The sequence below is a fragment of the Mesorhizobium sp. M2A.F.Ca.ET.046.03.2.1 genome, assembly GCF_003952425.1.
In the GTDB taxonomy this organism is placed as follows: domain Bacteria; phylum Pseudomonadota; class Alphaproteobacteria; order Rhizobiales; family Rhizobiaceae; genus Mesorhizobium.
This window is the reverse complement of record NZ_CP034449.1, coordinates 6581676-6594309: the sequence shown is the minus strand read 5'-3', so window position 1 is coordinate 6594309 and position 12634 is coordinate 6581676. Positions and strand designations below refer to the sequence as shown.

Genomic DNA, 12634 nt, shown 5'->3' with positions numbered 1-12634 from the left:
TCAATGCAGGCATTCAATCGAGAGGAGCACCACCATGACCACCCCGTCCGGGCACACTGAAGCCATTGCCGCCTCGCGCGTCATCGGCACGTCTGTCTACAACACGGAAGGCAAGAGCATCGGCAGTATCGAGGACGTGATGCTCGACAAGATGTCGAACGGCATCATGTTCGCCGTGATCGGCTTCGGCGGCTTCCTTGGCATGGGCGAGAAGTACCACGCCATCCCGTGGGCGACGCTTGACTATGACGAGGATCAAGGCGGCTACGTCGTCCCGTTCACCAAGGAGCAGTTGCAGGCCGCGCCCGCCTATTCGATCGAGGAACTGACCGGCGCTGACGGCGAGGCCGCTCGCGATGCTTCATTCCAGTATTATCACGTGAAGCCCTATTGGCATTGACCGCTAGATAGGTGCACTGAAAGCCAAAGGCCCCCGGGCAAAACCCGGGGGCCTTTGGCGTTGAACTACTGCGCCGCTTGGAGCGTCGACAATTCCACCGAGCTCTGCTGCGGTTTCTGGTCGTCGCACGACGTCAGGAACGCCGCCGCGATCAGGAACAAACTCACGATACCGCTCAACTGGGACATGGCGAAACTCCTCCTGTTTCGCCCCGCGCGAACGCGACCATAGACGAGAAGGCCACGCGATGCGCATGACTTATGTTGACAGAAATTTGCGCTTCGTGAATCCGGCCCGCGGCAATAATTGCGGGCGCGCCGATTGCCTTTTGCGCCGCTTTGGCTAAGAGGGGCGCGACGCTTCAATCGATCAATCGGGGACATCGCAAATGACCGCCATCATCGACATTGTCGGGCGTGAAATCCTGGACAGCCGTGGCAATCCGACCGTCGAGGTCGACGTGGTGCTGGAGGACGGCTCGATGGGCCGCGCCGCGGTGCCATCGGGCGCATCCACCGGCGCGCATGAGGCGGTCGAGCTGCGCGACGGCGGGCCGCGTTATCTCGGCAAGGGCGTCCAGCGCGCCGTCGAAGCCGTGAACGGCGAGCTGTTCGAGGCGATCGGCGGCATGGAAGCCGAGAACCAGATCCATATCGACCAGACGATGATCGAGCTCGACGGCACCCCGAACAAAAGCCGCCTCGGCGCCAACGCCATCCTCGGCGTCTCGCTGGCCGTCGCCAAGGCTGCGGCCGAAGCCGCCGGCCTGCCGCTCTACCGCTATGTCGGCGGCGCCAAGGCGCACATCCTGCCGGTGCCGATGATGAACATCATCAATGGCGGCGCCCATGCCGACAATCCGATCGACTTCCAGGAGTTCATGATCCTGCCGATCGGCGCGCCGACGCTGCGTGACGGCGTGCGCTGGGGCTCGGAGATTTTCCACACGCTCCGCAAGAAGCTGAAGGATGCCGGCCACAACACCAATGTCGGCGACGAGGGCGGCTTCGCCCCCAACCTGAAGAGCGCGCCGTCGGCGCTCGATTTCATCATGGAGTCGATCGAGAAGGCTGGCTTCAAGCCCGGCGAGGATGTCGCGCTTGGCCTCGACTGCGCGGCGACCGAGTTCTTCAAGGATGGCAACTACGTCTATGAGGGCGAGAAGAAGACCCGCGATCCGAAGGCGCAGGCCAAGTACCTGGCCAAGCTCGCTTCCGACTATCCGATCATCACCATCGAGGACGGCCTTGCCGAGGACGACTGGGAAGGCTGGAAGTATTTGACCGACCTGATCGGCAAGAAGACCCAGCTCGTCGGCGACGACCTCTTCGTCACCAACACGGCGCGGCTGCGCGATGGCATCCGCATGGGCGTCGCCAATTCGATCCTGGTCAAGGTCAACCAGATCGGCTCGCTGACCGAGACGCTCGACGCGGTCGAGACCGCGCACAAGGCCGGCTACACCGCCGTAATGTCGCACCGTTCGGGCGAGACCGAGGATTCGACCATTGCCGACCTCGCGGTCGCCACCAATTGCGGACAGATCAAGACCGGCTCGCTGTCGCGTTCGGACCGCATGGCCAAGTACAACCAGCTCATCCGCATCGAGGAAGAGCTCGGCAAGCAGGCGCGTTACGCCGGCAAGTCGGTGTTCAAGGGCTGATCCAGCCTGTTTGGAACAGTTTGGAAAGGGCGGGGCATCCCGCCCTTTTTCATTTCCGGCGGTCCTGCAACAGGTCGCCCGTAACCGTCCATTAAGCACAATCGGGCGAAATACGACTCATGGCCGCTTGCGTTCGCGGCCGCGAGGGTTCGGGTCATGTGGACACGTCAGCACAAGCAGAGAAACACCGGCAGGCTGATCATCCCTTCGCTCTGCGCGCTCTTTCTGGCCTATTTCGGCTTCCATGCCTATCACGGCGAGTTCGGCATCTATTCCAAGTACCGGCTCGAGGCCCGGGCGGCCGAACTGCAGGCGCAGCTTGATGCCGTGAAGGCGCGCCGGGTCGATTTCGAGCGCCGTGTCCAGCTGATGCATGAAGGCACGCTGGAAAAGGATATGCTTGACGAGCAGGCCCGAAAGGCGCTCAATTTGTCTCAGCCCGACGAAATCACCATCATGCTGCCCTCCGCGAGGAAATAACCGATTTTCGGTTAATCGCCGTTATTTTCAATGATTCTAATCGCTTAGATGCATGCCAGCCATGCATTTTTCAGCATGGCGCAATGCATCCTTGCATGTTAGCCTCGCGCAAATCGGTGGGGAGACTTTTCGATCTCCCTGAATGTCCGCAAAGAGACGCCAACAGGGAGTGACGCATGGCCACCGCCGCCAAAAAAGCGCCCGCGAAATCCAGATCCGACAACAAATCCAGATCCGACAAGCAGCCCAATCTGTCAGCACCCAAGCCCGCTGATTTCACCAAGGAAGAAGAGCTCTCCGCCTACCGGCATATGCTCTTGATCCGCCGCTTCGAGGAGAAGGCCGGCCAGCTTTACGGCATGGGCTTCATCGGCGGCTTCTGCCATCTCTATATCGGCCAGGAAGCCGTCGTCACCGGCATGAAGATGGCGTTGGTCGAAGGCGACCAGATGATCACCGCCTATCGCGACCACGGCCACATGCTGGCGATGGACCTGTCACCGCGCGGCGTCATGGCCGAGCTCACCGGACGCCGCGGCGGCCTGTCCAAGGGCAAGGGCGGCTCCATGCACATGTTCTCCAAGGAGAAGCATTTCTATGGCGGCCACGGCATCGTCGGCGCCCAGGTGTCGCTCGGCACCGGTCTCGCCTTCGCCAACCGCTACCGCGAGAATAAGAACGTTTCGCTGACTTATTTCGGCGACGGCGCCGCCAACCAGGGCCAGGTCTATGAGAGCTTCAACATGGCCTCGCTGTGGAAGCTGCCGGTGATCTACATCATCGAGAACAACCGCTACGCCATGGGCACGTCGGTGTCGCGCTCGTCGGCAGAGACCGACTTCTCGCATCGCGGCGCTTCCTTCAAGATCCCCGGCATCCAGGTCGACGGCATGGACGTCCGCGCCGTGAAGTCGGCGGCCGACATCGCCACCGAATGGTGCCGCGCCGGCAACGGCCCGCTTATCCTCGAAATGCAGACCTACCGCTATCGCGGCCATTCGATGTCCGACCCGGCGAAGTACCGCTCCAAGGAGGAGGTGCAGAAGATGCGCTCCGAGCACGACCCGATCGAGCAGGTTCGGGTGCGGCTGCTCGACAAGAAGTGGGCAAGCGAGGACGAGCTCAAGGCCATCGACAAGGAAGTTCGCGACATCGTCGCCGACGCCGCCGAATTCGCCCAGAACGACGCCGAGCCGGATCCGTCCGAGCTCTGGACCGACATCGTACTCTAAGGGGAGGGCAAGGACATGCCGATCGAAATTCTCATGCCCGCGCTCTCACCGACGATGGAAGAGGGCAATCTTTCCAAATGGTTGAAGAACGAGGGCGACAAGGTCGTCGCCGGTGACGTGATCGCCGAGATCGAGACCGACAAGGCGACGATGGAGGTCGAAGCCGTCGACGAAGGCACGCTGGCCAAGATCGTCGTTCCCGCCGGCACCGAAGGCGTCAAGGTCAATGCGGTGATCGCCGTGCTCGCGGTCGACGGCGAAGACGTCGACAAGGCCGGCGAAGGCATCGGCGAGGAAGAACCTGCCAAGGCTGAAGCCGCGCCTGCGCCGGCGCCCGCTGCCCCCAAGAGCGAGGCTCCGGCCCCTGTCGCCGCCGCGCCGAAGACGGAAGTAGCGGCCGAGCCGGACATTCCCGCCGGCACCGAGATGGCTTCCACCACGGTGCGCGAGGCGCTCCGCGACGCCATGGCCGAGGAGATGCGCCGCGACGGCGACGTCTTCGTCATGGGCGAGGAAGTCGCCGAGTACCAGGGCGCCTACAAGATCACGCAAGGCCTGCTGCAGGAATTCGGGCCGCGGCGGGTCGTCGATACCCCGATCACCGAGCACGGCTTTGCCGGTGTCGGCGTGGGTGCGGCGATGGCCGGGCTGAAGCCGATCGTCGAGTTCATGACCTTCAACTTCGCCATGCAGGCGATCGACCAGATCATCAACTCGGCCGCCAAGACGCTCTATATGTCCGGCGGCCAGATGGGCGCGCCGATCGTCTTCCGCGGCCCGAACGGCGCCGCCGCCCGCGTCGCCGCGCAGCACTCGCAATGCTATGCCGCCTGGTACAGTCACATCCCCGGCCTCAAGGTGGTGATGCCCTACACGGCGGCCGACGCCAAGGGCCTGCTCAAGGCGGCTATCCGCGATCCGAACCCGGTCATCTTCCTCGAGAACGAGATCCTCTACGGCCACTCCTTCGATGTGCCGAAGCTCGACGACTTCGTGCTGCCGATCGGCAAGGCTCGCATCCACAAGCAGGGCAAGGACGTCACCATCGTCTCCTTCGGTATCGGCATGACCTACGCGGTCAAGGCGGAGGCCGAGCTGCGCGGCATGGGCATCGATGCCGAGATCATCGATCTCAGGACCATCCGGCCGCTCGACTTCGACACGATCATCGCCTCGGTAAAGAAGACCAACCGTCTCGTGGTGGTGGAAGAAGGTTTTCCGCAGAACTCGGTCGGCGACCACATCGCCAACCAGGTCTCGCAGCGCGCCTTCGACTTCCTCGACGCGCCGGTGATCACCATCGCCGGCAAGGACGTGCCGATGCCTTATGCGGCGAACCTCGAAAAGCTGGCGCTGCCCAATGTCGGCGAGGTCGTCGAGGCCGTCAAAGCCGTTACCTATCGCTAAGCCGGTCGGGAGGACATCATGCCAATCAACATCACCATGCCGGCGCTCTCTCCGACCATGGAAGAGGGCAACCTGTCAAAATGGCTGGTCAAGGAAGGCGACAAGGTTTCGCCCGGCGACGTGATCGCCGAGATCGAGACCGACAAGGCGACGATGGAAGTCGAGGCCGTCGATGAAGGCACGGTCGCCAAGCTGGTGGTTCCGGCCGGCACCGAAGGCGTCAAGGTCAACGCACTGATCGCGATCCTGGCCGGTGAGGGCGAGGATGCCGCCGCCGCGGCCAAGAGCGGTGGCAGCGCCGCGCCAAAGGCCGAAGCGCCGAAGGCGGACGCTCCGAAGGCCGAAGCCCCCAAGGAAGCACCCAAGCCGGCAGCAGCGGCCGCGGCGCCTGCGCCGGCGAAGGCCGAGCCCGCTCCCGTCGCCAACGGCCACGCCGCCGGCGACCGCGTCTTCGCGTCGCCGCTGGCTCGCCGCATCGCCAAGGATGCGGGCGTGGATGTTTCCGCCGTGACCGGCACCGGCCCGCATGGCCGCGTCGTCAAGGCCGATGTCGAAGCGGCGATCTCTTCCGGCGGCGCCAAGGCGGCGCCTGCCGCGAAAGCGCCGGCCGGCGCCCCTGGCGCGACTCCGGCGCCGGCACCCAAGCCGATGTCGGACGACCAGGTGCTGAAGCTGTTCGCCGAAGGCTCCTACGAGCTCGTTCAGCATGACAACATGCGCAAGACCATCGCGCGCCGCCTGGTCGAGGCGAAGTCCACCATCCCGCATTTCTATCTGACGCTGGACTGCGAGCTCGATGCGCTCTTGGCGCTGCGCACGCAGCTCAATGCCGCCGCCCCGATGAGGAAGACCGACAAGGGCGAGGTTCCGGCCTACAAGCTCTCCGTCAATGATATGGTGATCAAGGCGATGGCCATGGCGCTGATGGCGGTGCCGGATGCGAACGCCTCCTGGACCGAGAACGCCATGGTCAAGCACAAGCACGCCGATGTCGGCGTCGCCGTGTCGATTCCCGGCGGCCTGATCACGCCGATCATCCGGCATGCCGATGAAAAGACGCTGTCGGTGATCTCCAACGAGATGAAGGATTTGGCCAGCCGTGCCAGGAGCCGCAAGCTGAAGCCGGAAGAGTATCAGGGCGGCACGACGGCGGTGTCCAATCTCGGCATGTTCGGCATCAAGGACTTTGCCGCCGTCATCAACCCGCCGCATGCGACGATCCTGGCGGTCGGCGCGGGCGAGGAGCGTGCGGTGGTGAAGAAGGGTGAGATCAAGATTGCCACGGTGATGTCAGTGACGCTTTCGACCGACCACCGCGCGGTCGACGGCGCGCTCGGCGCCGAACTGCTCGGCGCCTTCAAGCGCATGATCGAAAACCCGATGGGCATGCTGGTGTAGGACGGGAAAAGGCGGTGCGGAAATTCTTCACCGGCCTTTCGCCTTGTTCTTTCCGTCGGGCGGATCGCGCGCTGGCGGCCTGGTCGACCGGTGACGGCAGGGGTGTGGCAAAAGCATGAAGACGATTCTCTGCTACGGCGACTCTCTCACCTGGGGCTACGACGCAGCCAGCCTCGGGCGCCATGCGCTCCAGGATCGCTGGCCGAGCTTGCTGGGGGCCGAGCTCGGCGACGACATCCAGGTCATCGCCGAAGGCCTTAACGGCCGCACCACGGCCTTCGACGACCATCTGGCCGGCGCGGACCGCAATGGCGCCCGTGTGCTGCCGACGATCCTGACCAGCCATGCGCCGCTCGACCTGATCATAATCATGCTTGGCGCCAACGACATGAAGCCATGGATCCACGGCAATCCGGTCGCAGCCAAACAGGGCATCCAGCGCCTGATCGACATCGTGCGCGGCCATGACTATCCGTTCGACTGGCCCGCACCGCAGATCCTCATCGTCGCGCCGCCGGTGGTGACGCGCACCGACAATGCCGAATTCAAGGAAATGTTCGCCGGCGGCGACGACGCTTCCAAGCGTCTGGCGCCGCAATATTCAGCACTGGCCGACGAGGCCGGCTGCGGCTTCTTCGACGCCGGCACGGTGGCCGTCACCACGCCGCTCGACGGCGTCCACCTCGATGCCGAGAACACGCGCAACATCGGCAAGGCGCTGGCGCCGCTCGTGCGCGTGATGCTCTCATTCTAACCTTCAGAAAGATCAGGAAGAAAACCCCGTGGCTGAATCCTACGACGTCATCATCATCGGCTCAGGCCCCGGCGGCTATGTCACGGCGGTGCGTTCCGCCCAGCTCGGCTTCAAGACGGCGATCGTCGAGCGCGAGCATCTGGGTGGCATCTGCCTCAACTGGGGCTGCATCCCGACCAAGGCGCTGCTGCGCTCGGCCGAGATCATGCATTATTCGGATCACCTGAAGGACTACGGCCTTAAGCTCGAGGGCGGCAAGGTCAGCCCCGACCCGGCCGCCGTGGTCGACCGTTCGCGAAAAGTGTCGCTCAGGCTGAACAGCGGCGTCGGCTTCTTGATGAAGAAGAACAAGGTCGACGTCATCTGGGGCGAGGCGAAGCTCTCCAAGCCCGGCGAAGTCGTCGTCTCGAAGACCGCCAAGAAGGCGATGGAACCGCAGCCGCCGGTGCCGAAAGGCGTCAAGGGCGAGGGCACCTACACCGCCAAGCACATCATTCTCGCGACCGGCGCCCGGCCGCGCGCGCTGCCCGGCATCGAGCCGGACGGCAAGCTGATCTGGACCTATTTCGAGGCGATGGTGCCGAAAGAGATGCCGAAGTCGCTGCTGGTGATGGGCTCGGGCGCCATCGGCATCGAGTTCGCCTCCTTCTACCGCACCATGGGCGCGGACGTGACGGTGGTCGAGCTGCTGCCCGCGGTGATGCCGGTTGAGGACGCCGAAGTCTCGAAATTCGCGCAAAAACAGTTTGAGAAGCAGGGGATGAAGATCATCCTCGAAGCCAAGGTGACCAAGGTCGATAAGGGCGCCAATTCGGTCACCGCGCATGTCGAGATGAAGGACGGCAAGGTGGAGAAGATCACCGCCGACCGCATGATCTCTGCCGTCGGCGTGCAGGGCAACATCGAGAATCTCGGTCTCGAGACGCTCGGCGTGAAGACCGATCGCGGCTGCATCGTCGTCGACGGTTACGGCAAGACCAATGTGCCCGGCATCTACGCCATCGGCGACGTCGCCGGCCCGCCGATGCTCGCCCACAAGGCAGAGCATGAAGGCGTCGTCTGCATCGAGAAGATCGCCAACTTCCCGGGCGTGCACGCCATCGACAAGCTGAAGATCCCCGGCTGCACCTATTGCAGCCCGCAGGTCGCGTCGGTCGGCCTGACCGAGGCGAAGGCCAAGGCGGAAGGCAAGGACATCCGCGTCGGCCGCTTCCCCTTCAGCGCCAATGGCAAGGCCATCGCGCTGGGCGAGGACCAGGGTTTCGTCAAGACCATCTTCGACAAGAAGACCGGGCAGCTTCTCGGCGCCCATATGGTCGGCGCCGAAGTGACAGAGCTCATCCAGGGTTTTGTGGTGGCGATGAACCTGGAGACGACCGAGGAAGAGCTGATGCACACGATCTTCCCGCATCCGACGCTGTCGGAGATGATGAAGGAGAGCGTGCTCGACGCCTATGGCCGCGCTTTGAACGCATGACAAATCACCGCCCGGCGACAGATCACCAATCGGTGATAGATCGCCGATCGGTGATAGACGGCCGATCCGTGCTAGATTGGTCAGGCGAGACTCACACGCGGCAGCCGGAGATAGCTGACGGCAAGGCGGTTCGTATCCGGATGCATTTTCACCTGATCGAGGAGGAACTGGCACATGCATTTGAATGGCGTCGGCTGGATCGCAGCCATCATCGTCGGCGGCTTGGCGGGCTGGCTCGCCGAGATGGTCATGAAGAGCAACACCGGCATCTTCATGAACATCATCATGGGCATCGTCGGCGCGATCGTGCTGAACGCGATCCTGCAGGCTCTCAACATCCAGTCGTTCGGCGTCGGCTGGGTCGCCTATCTGATCACCGGCTTCATCGGGGCCTGCCTGCTGATCTTTGTTGGCCGGCTCGTTCGCCGGTAAGGCGCGCGAATGCGTCGCTGAACGAAGCCTGCTATGCGAAAACGGCCGTGGCGGCATGCGCTGCCCCGGCCTTTTTCTTTGCCGCGAAAAGTCCTAGATGACGAAAGACAAGCGGCTGGCGAAATCGCGGCCGCGAAGGGTTTGAGATGGTCACAGTCGTAGACACGATCGCCAACCGGCCGCGCCCGCGGCATCCCGAGAAGGCGCACCGGCCCGACCAGGAGGTGCTGCGCAAGCCGGACTGGATCCGCGTCAAGGCCCCGGTCTCCAAGGGCTATTCCGAGACGCGCGAGATCGTGAAGTCGCACAAGCTGGTGACGGTGTGCGAGGAGGCCGGCTGCCCGAATATCGGCGAATGCTGGGACAAGAAGCACGCCACCTTCATGATCATGGGCGAGATCTGCACGCGCGCCTGCGCCTTCTGCAACGTCGCGACCGGCATCCCGACCGCGCTCGATCCGGATGAACCGGCGCGCGTGGCACACGCCGTCAAGCAGATGGGGCTGAGCCACGTCGTCATCACCTCGGTCGATCGCGACGACCTTGCAGATGGCGGCGCGCAGCATTTCGCCCACGTCATCCGCTCCATCCGCGCGGCGACGCCGTCGACGACGATCGAGATCCTGACGCCCGACTTCCTGCGCAAGGACGGCGCGCTGGAGATCGTCGTCGCCGCCAAGCCCGACGTCTTCAACCACAATCTCGAAACCGTGCCGTCGAACTACCTAACGGTCCGGCCCGGTGCCCGCTATTTCCATTCGATCCGGCTGCTCCAGCGCGTGAAAGAACTCGACCCGTCGATCTTCACCAAATCCGGCATCATGGTCGGCCTCGGCGAGGAGCGGAACGAGGTGCTGCAGCTGATGGACGATCTGCGGTCGGCCAATGTCGACTTCATGACCATCGGCCAGTACCTGCAGCCCTCGAAGAAGCACCATCCGGTGATCCGCTTCATCCCGCCGGACGAGTTCAAGTCCTACGAGACGATCGGCAAGACCAAGGGTTTCCTGCTCGTGGCATCGAGCCCGCTGACGCGTTCCTCGCACCATGCCGGCGAGGATTTCGCCAGGCTGCGCGCGGCGCGCGAGGCGCAGCTCGCGAAGGCCAGCTGACTTTCAATGCCGAAATTCGAGGCGACACGCCGCGTCGCGCATACACCGCAAGAAATGTTCGCGCTGGTGGCGGACATCGAGGCCTACCCGCAATTCCTGCCGCTCTGTGAATCGCTCACCGTGCGCTCGCGCAAGGAGCGGGACGGCCGCACCATCCTGGTTGCCGACATGAGCATCGGCTACAAGGCGATCCGCGAGACCTTCACGACACAGGTGCTGCTGAAGCCCGACGACAACGCCATCGACGTCAAATACATCGACGGCCCGTTCAAATATCTCAGCAACATCTGGCGCTTCGACCCGGCCGATGGCGGCTGCGAGGTGCATTTCTTCATCGACTATGAATTCAAGAGCCGCATTCTCGGCGCGCTGATGGGCACGATGTTCGACCGCGCCTTCCGCATGTTCTCGGAAGCCTTCGAGAAGCGCGCCGATGTCATCTATGGCGCGAAGCCGGCCTAACTTTCGCCGAGCGCCCGCAACCCGAGTTGCAGCGCGTGACGCACCGTCTCGTGCCGGATGAATTCGCGGCCCTTCTGGCCGAACAATTGCTGTTCGGCGACAACCGGCTGTCCGGCCAATCCGATCCCGAACCAGACAAGGCCCACCGGCTTGTCCGCCGAGCCGCCGCTGGGACCGGCAATGCCGGTGACGGCGAGCGACAGGCTTGCCCGCGAATGCGCCAGCGCGCCCGCGGCCATCTCCAGCGCCGTCTCGCGCGAGACCGCGCCATGCGCCTCGAGCGTGGCGGCGGAGACACCGAGCATCTCCATCTTGGCTTCGTTGGAATAGGTGATGAAGCCACGATCGACCACGGCGGACGATCCGGCAATGTCGGTCAGCGCGGCAATGATCAGGCCGCCGGTGCAGCTTTCGGCGGTCGCCAGCATGATGCCGCGCTGCTGGCAGGCCTGGAGCAGGGCGTTTGCAAGTTCAGCGTTGCTCATGCCGGAACCTCTCCCGGATATACGACGCTGGCCGTGGCGATCGCCGCGATGCCTTCGCCGCGCCCGACAAATCCAAGCTTCTCATTGGTCGTCGCCTTGATCGAAATGCGTTCGGGCGCAATGCCGAGCATGGCCGAAAGCGCCTGCGTCATCGCGGCGCGATGCGGGCCGACTCGCGGCGCCTCGCAGATCAGCGTGATGTCGGCATTGGCGATGCGGCCGCCGCGCTCGCGCACCAGCTTGGCCGCGTGCTCGACGAAGATCCTCGAGGCCGCACCCTTCCATTGCGGGTCCGATGGCGGGAAATGCGTGCCGATGTCGCCGGCGCCGCAGGTGGCAAGCAGCGCGTCGGTCAGCGCATGCAGCCCGACATCGGCATCCGAATGGCCGGAGAGCTTGCGGTCATAGGGAATGGCGACGCCGCAGAGCGTGACATGGTCGCCGGGCTCGAACGCATGCACGTCGTAGCCATTGCCGGTGCGAATATCCGGGAAGCGGTGCTGCGCGCTGGAGAGCCGCTCGTCGGCCAATGCAATGTCCCTTGCCCAGGTGAGTTTGACGTTGTCTGGCGATCCGGGAACGATCTTGATCGGTATCTGCGCCCATTCGGCGATCGCCGCGTCGTCGGTGAATTCCGTCTTGCCCAGATGATGCGCCTTCTCATGCGCCGCAAGCAGCGGCCAGAACGGAAAACCCTGCGGCGTCTGCGCCGCATGAAGGCCGGCCCTCGACACCGTCTCGTCGATCATGCCGGTGGCCGATTCCCGCTTCAGCGTATCGGCGACGGGCAGTGCCGGCAGGGCGCCGTGGCGCTCCCCGATGGCCTCGATGGTGCGATCGATCAGCCCGGCATCGACGAACGGGCGCACGGCGTCATGCACAAGCACCTTTTCGGGTGCCTGGTCCCTTAGCGCGAGGAGGCCGAGCCGGACGGAGGCCTGGCGCGACGGGCCGCCGATAACAGTGATGAGACGTTCGGCGTGTGCCCCCGCGGCGCGTTGCAACAGCTCGGCATCGTCGGCGTGGATGGCGACAACAACCGGGCCGATCAACGGATGCGAAAGAAAGATATCCAGAGTATGGGCGATAACGGCACGGCCGCCGATGCGCTGATATTGCTTCGGACCGTCGGCCTGACCGGCGCGCGCGCCACGGCCGGCGGCCACGATCACCACTCCGATCCCGCCGCCTGGGGACGCCGCTTGCTTTTCGCTTGCCTCGCTCATTCCGATCGGTCCTAGTCGGGGTGATGGCCGAAGGCCAGCATTTTCCAAAATGCGCCTTAATGTGACGTCATTGCGCGTTGCACAACGCCACACTTCTGGCTAGAGA

14 protein-coding genes are annotated in these 12634 nt (G+C 63.9%); 11 read left to right on the top strand and 3 right to left on the bottom strand.

Translation table 11 applies throughout. From position 1 onward, the window contains the following. Positions 1-34 precede the first annotated feature (34 nt). A complete protein-coding gene (locus tag EJ072_RS31440; protein WP_126082771.1) occupies positions 35-400 on the top strand; it encodes a PRC-barrel domain-containing protein in 366 nt (121 codons plus the stop codon). A gap of 65 nt (positions 401-465) precedes the next feature. On the opposite strand, the gene EJ072_RS37405 is transcribed toward EJ072_RS31440, so the two are convergent. Continuing rightward, complete coding sequence (locus tag EJ072_RS37405; protein ID WP_280952541.1) at positions 466-588, bottom strand: hypothetical protein; 123 nt, start codon at positions 586-588, stop codon at positions 466-468. Between the two features lie 200 nt (positions 589-788). Here EJ072_RS37405 and eno point away from each other — a divergent pair, with 200 nt between their 5' ends. From eno to EJ072_RS31390, 10 genes are all read left to right on the top strand, one after another. Then, positions 789-2063 (top strand): phosphopyruvate hydratase, encoded by a 1275-nt coding sequence (gene eno / locus EJ072_RS31435; RefSeq protein ID WP_126082770.1) that lies wholly within the window; start codon positions 789-791, stop codon positions 2061-2063. A gap of 156 nt (positions 2064-2219) precedes the next feature. Further along, on the top strand, positions 2220-2543 hold the full coding sequence (locus tag EJ072_RS31430) for a septum formation initiator family protein (RefSeq protein WP_126082769.1): 324 nt from the start codon (positions 2220-2222) through the stop codon (positions 2541-2543). Between the two features lie 176 nt (positions 2544-2719). Continuing rightward, positions 2720-3775: a pyruvate dehydrogenase (acetyl-transferring) E1 component subunit alpha gene (pdhA, locus tag EJ072_RS31425; RefSeq protein WP_126082768.1), complete on the top strand. Its 1056-nt coding sequence runs from the start codon at positions 2720-2722 to the stop codon at positions 3773-3775. A 15-nt stretch (positions 3776-3790) separates the two neighbouring features. Then, positions 3791-5182, top strand: a complete 1392-nt coding sequence (locus tag EJ072_RS31420; protein WP_126082767.1) for a pyruvate dehydrogenase complex E1 component subunit beta — start codon at positions 3791-3793, stop codon at positions 5180-5182. Between the two features lie 18 nt (positions 5183-5200). Continuing rightward, positions 5201-6580: a pyruvate dehydrogenase complex dihydrolipoamide acetyltransferase gene (locus EJ072_RS31415; RefSeq protein WP_126082766.1), complete on the top strand. Its 1380-nt coding sequence runs from the start codon at positions 5201-5203 to the stop codon at positions 6578-6580. Positions 6581-6695: 115 nt separating this feature from the next. Further along, positions 6696-7334 carry an SGNH/GDSL hydrolase family protein gene (locus EJ072_RS31410; protein WP_126082765.1) on the top strand — a complete coding sequence of 213 codons (639 nt, stop codon included), beginning with the start codon at positions 6696-6698 and terminating at the stop codon, positions 7332-7334. A gap of 28 nt (positions 7335-7362) precedes the next feature. Then, on the top strand, positions 7363-8811 hold the full coding sequence (gene lpdA / locus EJ072_RS31405) for a dihydrolipoyl dehydrogenase (protein ID WP_126082764.1): 1449 nt from the start codon (positions 7363-7365) through the stop codon (positions 8809-8811). Between the two features lie 174 nt (positions 8812-8985). Then, the gene (locus tag EJ072_RS31400) at positions 8986-9243 is read left to right on the top strand and encodes a GlsB/YeaQ/YmgE family stress response membrane protein (protein ID WP_042642286.1); all 258 of its coding nucleotides are present in this window, start codon (positions 8986-8988) and stop codon (positions 9241-9243) included. Positions 9244-9389: 146 nt separating this feature from the next. Then, positions 9390-10355, top strand: a complete 966-nt coding sequence (gene lipA, locus EJ072_RS31395) for a lipoyl synthase (protein WP_126082763.1) — start codon at positions 9390-9392, stop codon at positions 10353-10355. Between the two features lie 6 nt (positions 10356-10361). Further along, a complete protein-coding gene (locus tag EJ072_RS31390) occupies positions 10362-10817 on the top strand; it encodes a type II toxin-antitoxin system RatA family toxin (RefSeq protein ID WP_126082762.1) in 456 nt (151 codons plus the stop codon). Here EJ072_RS31390 and EJ072_RS31385 read toward each other — a convergent pair. Both EJ072_RS31385 and EJ072_RS31380 read right to left on the bottom strand, forming a co-directional pair. Then, positions 10814-11302: a CinA family protein gene (locus tag EJ072_RS31385; protein ID WP_126082761.1), complete on the bottom strand. Its 489-nt coding sequence runs from the start codon at positions 11300-11302 to the stop codon at positions 10814-10816. The genes EJ072_RS31390 and EJ072_RS31385 overlap by 4 nt on opposite strands. Beyond that, a complete protein-coding gene (locus EJ072_RS31380; RefSeq protein WP_126082760.1) occupies positions 11299-12528 on the bottom strand; it encodes a bifunctional 2-C-methyl-D-erythritol 4-phosphate cytidylyltransferase/2-C-methyl-D-erythritol 2,4-cyclodiphosphate synthase in 1230 nt (409 codons plus the stop codon). The genes EJ072_RS31385 and EJ072_RS31380 overlap by 4 nt, the downstream gene beginning before the upstream one ends. Positions 12529-12634: the final 106 nt, after the last annotated feature.

Bases quoted from the DNA above. Each gene is read 5' to 3' on its own strand.
- EJ072_RS31440 (WP_126082771.1), top strand. From the start codon at position 35: ATGACCACCCCGTCCGGGCACACTGAAGCCATTGCCGCCTCGCGCGTC.
- EJ072_RS37405 (WP_280952541.1), bottom strand. From the start codon at position 588: ATGTCCCAGTTGAGCGGTATCGTGAGTTTGTTCCTGATCGCGGCGGCG.
- eno (WP_126082770.1), top strand. From the start codon at position 789: ATGACCGCCATCATCGACATTGTCGGGCGTGAAATCCTGGACAGCCGT.
- EJ072_RS31430 (WP_126082769.1), top strand. From the start codon at position 2,220: ATGTGGACACGTCAGCACAAGCAGAGAAACACCGGCAGGCTGATCATC.
- pdhA (WP_126082768.1), top strand. From the start codon at position 2,720: ATGGCCACCGCCGCCAAAAAAGCGCCCGCGAAATCCAGATCCGACAAC.
- EJ072_RS31420 (WP_126082767.1), top strand. From the start codon at position 3,791: ATGCCGATCGAAATTCTCATGCCCGCGCTCTCACCGACGATGGAAGAG.
- EJ072_RS31415 (WP_126082766.1), top strand. From the start codon at position 5,201: ATGCCAATCAACATCACCATGCCGGCGCTCTCTCCGACCATGGAAGAG.
- EJ072_RS31410 (WP_126082765.1), top strand. From the start codon at position 6,696: ATGAAGACGATTCTCTGCTACGGCGACTCTCTCACCTGGGGCTACGAC.
- EJ072_RS31400 (WP_042642286.1), top strand. From the start codon at position 8,986: ATGCATTTGAATGGCGTCGGCTGGATCGCAGCCATCATCGTCGGCGGC.
- lipA (WP_126082763.1), top strand. From the start codon at position 9,390: ATGGTCACAGTCGTAGACACGATCGCCAACCGGCCGCGCCCGCGGCAT.
- EJ072_RS31390 (WP_126082762.1), top strand. From the start codon at position 10,362: ATGCCGAAATTCGAGGCGACACGCCGCGTCGCGCATACACCGCAAGAA.
- EJ072_RS31385 (WP_126082761.1), bottom strand. From the start codon at position 11,302: ATGAGCAACGCTGAACTTGCAAACGCCCTGCTCCAGGCCTGCCAGCAG.
- EJ072_RS31380 (WP_126082760.1), bottom strand. From the start codon at position 12,528: ATGAGCGAGGCAAGCGAAAAGCAAGCGGCGTCCCCAGGCGGCGGGATC.